At 34.1% G+C, this 6,064-nt stretch carries 4 protein-coding genes; all 4 read right to left on the bottom strand.

Going from position 1 to position 6,064, the window contains the following annotated elements:
- Positions 1 to 171 precede the first annotated feature (171 nt).
- From parC to lgt, 4 genes are read right to left on the bottom strand one after another with little or no spacing between them, the layout of a single operon-like run.
- Positions 172 to 2,436: a DNA topoisomerase IV subunit A gene (parC, locus tag CKF59_RS04355; RefSeq protein ID WP_245959269.1), complete on the bottom strand. Its 2,265-nt coding sequence runs from the start codon at positions 2,434 to 2,436 to the stop codon at positions 172 to 174.
- A 2-nt stretch (positions 2,437 to 2,438) separates the two neighbouring features.
- A complete protein-coding gene (gene parE / locus CKF59_RS04350; protein WP_119534754.1) occupies positions 2,439 to 4,319 on the bottom strand; it encodes a DNA topoisomerase IV subunit B in 1,881 nt (626 codons plus the stop codon).
- A complete protein-coding gene (locus CKF59_RS04345; RefSeq protein ID WP_119534753.1) occupies positions 4,306 to 5,154 on the bottom strand; it encodes a MutH/Sau3AI family endonuclease in 849 nt (282 codons plus the stop codon). Before CKF59_RS04345 ends, parE begins: the two co-directional genes overlap by 14 nt.
- Positions 5,151 to 6,023, bottom strand: coding sequence for a prolipoprotein diacylglyceryl transferase (gene lgt, locus CKF59_RS04340; protein WP_119534752.1), 873 nt, complete (start codon positions 6,021 to 6,023; stop codon positions 5,151 to 5,153). Before lgt ends, CKF59_RS04345 begins: the two co-directional genes overlap by 4 nt.
- Positions 6,024 to 6,064: the final 41 nt, after the last annotated feature.

Below are 6,064 nucleotides of genomic sequence, written 5' to 3'. Positions count from 1 at the left end.
GGTTTTTCTAAATGCTTATTTTACCGTTAAAATGAAAAAATTTCATAACTATCTTAAAAAATTAGATCTCAAATTAAGGCTTTTTAAGAGTTATGGTTAGGGATTTCTAGAGAAAAGCAATTGGATGACAATTATAAAAAGAAGTCATAATCCAATTTAGAATTACAAGTATTATTTAATTGAAATAACTGAGTTCTCAGTTAGTCCTTTAATAATGTCTCTTCCTTTATTGCCTCTTGTACCTTTTACTCTATTTAAATCATTAGCACTAATTGAAGACTTACGATTCCCATTTTTGATTTGTAAGCTATTATCTCTATTTACAATAAAAACAAATTTTAGATATTCACTGTTATCAGCAAAGTTTTTCGTAGAGATATTAATTAATTTTACTCCAGAACCTTTAGCTCGAGCAGGAATTTCATTAGTTTCAAATTTAACACAACGACCTGTATTTGTAATCACTAAGCATTCAAAAATACCCGACTGTTGGTTAGAGTTAAAGTTAGGATCTAAAACAATAGGAGCTAATAATTGAGCTTGATCTTTGAGGGTAAAGATATTTTTTCCACTCTTAGATTTACTTTTGAGATTTTCAACCTCAGTTAAAAAACCATCACCAGAAGTAGAGGTCAATAAGACAAATTGTTGTTCTTGGGCAACAAACATCCCTTTAATCGAAGCTTGATCAGGAAGTTTAATAAAGGCTGTGATAGATTCCCCATAGCCACGCATGCTAGGTAAATCATTTGCGAGTATATTATAAGATCTTCCTGTAGAATCTACAAAATAAATGTTATCTGTATTTTTACATTTGAGTTCTTGAGCAAATGAATCTCCATTGCGATAACTTAAATTGTTTAAATTTACTTCATGGCCTTTCCCACATCTAATCCAACCTTGTTTAGAAATAACTACGGTCACATCTTCTTGAGTAATTTCTTCGTTAATTTCTGCTGGTTTAGCTGCTTCCCGCTCAATTAAAGTACTAATGCGAGGATTGCCAAACTCTTCTTTAGCAACTAGTAATTCTTTTTTAATTTGATTATTAAATTTAGTTTTACTAGCTAATAAATTATTTATTTGGGTTTGCTCTTTTAACAGAGTTTCTTTTTGTTTCTTTAAAGATTCTTCTTCAAGTTTGGCAAGATTACGAATACGTAGATCAAGAATAGCTACTGCTTGCTCTTCGGTTAAAGCAAAGCTCTGCATTAACTCTTCTTTTGGTTTTTCGTGATTACGGACTATTGAGATAACTTGATCTAGGTTATTAAAGGCGATTAAAAATCCTTCAATACGAGCTAGCTCTTTAGCGACCTTTTCAAGACGATACTCATAGCGACGACGAACAATAGTTTTTCTAAACTCAATCCATTCTGAGAGAATTTCAACTAAGCCTTTTACTGCTGGTTTGTCGTTAAGACCTATCATGTTTAAATTAACTCTTTGGGTCTTTTCTAAGTCAGTTTGCACAAAGAGTTGTTGCATTAGAGCTTGAGTATCTACTCTTGAAGATTTTAGTTGTAGCACTACTCTTACTTCACTTTCAGAAGAGTCATCTCGAATATCTTCAATTTGCGGAGTCTTTTTATTTTGAATTAACTCAGCAATCTTAGGAATCAGGTTGGTTGCCGCCTGAGCAGGGAGCTGAGTAATAATAATTTGGTCTTTTTCTTGATGCCAAACCGCTCTTTGGCGTATAGTTCCTCTTCCAGTTTTATAGATCTCGTATAGTTCATGAAAACTATTAGTGATTTCTGCACCTGTAGGGTAATCTGGACCTTTAATATGTTCCATTACTTCTTCTAAGGAACTGGTAGGTTTATCTATAAGGAGACAACAAGCATCTACAACTTCATTAACATTATGAGGTGGAATATCTGTAGCCATCCCTACGGCAATCCCCGTAGTTCCATTAAGAATTATATTAGGTAACAACGATGGGAGATAGATAGGTTCTTTTTCATCACCATTATAGTTAGGCTGAAAATCTACATTACCTGCATTTAATTCATTGAGTAAGGATTTTGCGTAAGGACTGAGGTAAGCTTCGGTATAACGCATAGCCGCAAAGCCTTTAGGATTAAATAATTCTCCAAAGTTCCCTTGTCCACCGATTAAAGGGTAGCGATAAGAAAAGTCCTGAGCCATGATAACTAAAGATTCATAACAAGCTGAATCTCCGTGAGGGTGGAAACGTCCTAAAACCTGTCCTACAGTATAGGCAGATTTCTTTTTCTTTTCTTTACTATTAATCCCTTCAATCGCCATAGTATAAATAATACGACGTTGTACAGGCTTGAGTCCATCACCTATGTAAGGTAAAACACGATCCTTAATAACATAAGTTGCATAGTTTAAGTAAGCATCCTCACAGTAGGTAGCTAAGTCAAATTCTTCGACTCCTTCGTAATTAATATTATTAATATCAGTCATAATTAATCACTTACTTTTGTAATATCACCTTTAGTTTCCAACCAATCACGACGATCACTTGCTCGACGTTTTGCTAAAAGCATATCTACAGTTTGTTCTGCATTTGCTCGATTATTTTGCCAAGTTAGCTGGAGAAGACGACGATTATTTGGATCAAGAGTAGTTTCTTTTAATTGATCAGGATTCATTTCACCTAATCCTTTAAAACGAGTTATACGAATATTTTTTTGATTTTTATACTTAGCTAGAACCGCATTTTTTTCGGATTCATCTAGTACATAATGAATTTTACTGCCAATATCGATTCTAAATAAAGGAGGGAGAGCCACGTAAACATGTCCTTTGTCAATTAAAGCAGGAAAGTGCTTCATAAATAAGGCACAAATTAAAGTAGAAATATGAGCTCCATCACTATCTGCATCGGCAAGAATACAAATTTTTCCATATCTTAAACCGCTGAGGTCATTTGAATCAGGGTCTATGCCAATAGCTACGGCAATATCATGGACTTCATTATTTTTGAGTACTTCATTTGAAGAAATTTCCCAAGTATTTAAAATTTTACCTCTTAAAGGGAGAATAGCTTGGAATTCTTTATTACGAGCCATACGAGCCGAGCCACCAGCTGAGTTACCCTCAACAATAAATAACTCGGTACGAGAGATATCCGAAGAAATGCAGTCAGTTAGTTTTCCTGGTAAGCGTGGACCTGAACTAACTTTTTTACGAATAACCTTATTTTCTTTGGCAATACGGTTACGAGCGTTATTTATAAAAATTTGTACTAATTCATTAGCTACAGAGGTATTTTGATTTAACCAAATGGTAAATAAATCCTTAACTTGAGAACTTACAAAGGAAGAAGCTGATCTTGAGGTTAACTTTTCTTTAGTTTGCCCTTGGAATTGAGCATCTTTCATCTTAAGTGAAAGAATAAAATTACAATGATTCCATACATCATCAGCAACTAAAGTTGTCTTTTTATCAAGAAGATTATGGAGATTACAAAAATCTCTTACTGCTTCAAGAATCCCTGAACGCAAGCCATTAACATGAGTTCCGCCTAAGTTATTTGGAATTAAGTTCGTAAAAGCTTGGCTTACGATTACTGAAGTATCAAATTTCCACGCAAAACTTACATCTAATTCCTCATTCTCTCCTTTGGCATGAGCTGTAAATACGGGATTTGGCATAAAGTCATTTTCTAAATGACTAAGAAGATACTCTTCCATGCCGTTTTTATAACACCATATTTGTTTATTTTGATGTAGTTGATCAGAAAATTCGATTTCTAAACCTGGTGCAAGGATGGCTTTAGCTTCAAAGATTTTATTTAAGGCTTTAATATCAAATTTATCACTATCAAAGTATTTGCCATCAGTCCAAAAGCGTACGCTAGTTCCGGTTTCATATTTTGGACATTTGCCAATTATTTTTAAAGCTTCTTCTCTTTGTCCATAGTTAAAGCGCATAAAATAAATTTTACCGTCACGCTTTACCGTAACTTCTAATTTGCTTGAAAGAGCATTAACTACGGTTACTCCTACTCCATGTAAACCACCTGAGAAACCGTAGTTAGAGCCGTTAAATTTTCCTCCCGCATGTAAGCGAGTTAAAATTACCTCAACTCCAGATACCCCTTCTTCTTTGTGAATATTTACAGGCATACCCCTTCCATTATCACTGACTTCAATGCTATTATCAGGATAAAGGGTAACGTTAATTTTATTACCAAAACCATTAATTGCTTCGTCAACTGAGTTATCGAGAACTTCTTGGAGCAAGTGGTTAGGATTGGTAGTGATGGTATACATTCCTGGTCTTTGTTGTACCGGTTCTAAACCTTTTAAGATGACCAGTTGTTCAGCATCATATTTTTTCATAAAAGTTAGAGTTTATGATGTTATTAATAAAAGATCTACGTAGATAAAAAGATAAAGGTGGTAAGTTGAGATTAAAACCATCAGTATCTTCAATGGATACAGCTTGAGAAGTATTTAAAGCTTTGGTGCGAACACAAAGAATTTGTCCCACATTAGATTTTAAAGCATTAAAATCTTGTTGAGTAATTATCTGCATAATCGTTTCCCAATCTTGCTTGATAATTGCTAAATCCTCTTTGTTGGGAGACCAAAGGAAAGCTTTACCAATTCTTCTTTGAGCTAAGGAAATATCCGGATTATATTCAATGGGAACAAAAAGAATCTTTTTTAGTTTATAGAGTACATGGCTAGTTTGCCAATTTTGAAGCATAAATTTATTTATCGGCAAGCTAGAGATAAAGATATCACTTTTTGCTTTACCATTGGTTGCAATTGCAAGGGTTTTAAGTTCAATTCCGAGATTGATAAAATCTTGCGTAGGTTTTGATCCAGCAGTTGCCCCTAAAGCAATTTCAATTAAATTTCCGAGCCAGCCTCGATTTTCATGGAGACTATAAATCATCTCAACATTATGCTTATGTGATATTTCTTCTATAGATTTACCACAAATTTGCTGACAATAAGTAAGTAATTGTCCTAGGGAAGTAGGAGCTGTACTCGGAGTTACTTGGGTATTAAATAAACTCGAATGTAATTCAAAGCCAATTTTAAATTCATATTCCATGAGGTTAGAGGCATGGATAGAAGTTAAACTTTTTGCAAAAAGTTGATATTGTTCTTTGTCTAGCTCGGAAGCTTGATAGTTAGAGTTGAGAATCCAAGTTTGTTGTTTCATTGAGAAATAGCTCGTTTCTTACTAGAGAACATGATCCATAAACCTATAATAATCATAGGTAAAGAAAGAAGTTGACCTTGAGTAAAAGGACCTAGAACAAAGCCTAATTGAGCATCCGGTTCTCTGAAAAATTCGATAATAAATCTACTTACTCCGTAACCAAAGACAAAGATTCCTGAAAGTAGTCCTGGAAGATTTAAGCGCTTTTTACGCACAATTAAGAGGATAACTAAAAGTACTACCCCTTCAAGTAAGGCTTCATATAATTGTGAGGGGTGACGAGGTAAATCTCCGGCTCCCAGAAAAACTACTCCCCATGGAACATCGGTAACTCTTCCCCAAAGTTCCCCATTTATAAAATTAGCACATCGTCCTAATCCTAAAGCAAATGGAATTACCGTAGCTCCTAGATCTGCAACTTGCCAAAAATTCTTTTCTTTGCGTGTTTGCAGATACAAGGCAACTACTGTTCCGACAAATCCGCCATGAAAAGACATGCCTCCTTTATGGAGGTAGAAAATTTCTATAGGGTGTTGGAGATAATAATTTAAATCATAAAAAATCACGTAGAAGAGTCTTCCTCCAACAATAGCTGCTAAAAAGCAGTTAATAGCAATATCATTAAATTGCGAAGCTGTTAAATTTGCATTGTAGGTTTGAGAGTTTTTATGATCGCTTTTTAGTAAAAAGTAATTTAAAAGAATAGCTCCGGCTAAGCCAAAGAGATAAAATAATCCATACCAACGAACTTGAAATCCCATGATACTAAAAGCTACAGGATCTAAGTTAGGAAACTGTAAATAAGCAAATGAACTTTGTGCAAAGAGTAAAGCACAAATTGTTGCAAGAAAAATATAAATTAGTTTCATGAATAACTATTATTTTTAAATCATATAATGTAAAAGCTAGT

It is taken from the genome of Psittacicella gerlachiana, from assembly GCF_003585965.1.
Taxonomy (GTDB): domain Bacteria; phylum Pseudomonadota; class Gammaproteobacteria; order Enterobacterales; family Psittacicellaceae; genus Psittacicella; species Psittacicella gerlachiana.
This window is presented reverse-complemented; position numbering and strand designations above follow the sequence as displayed.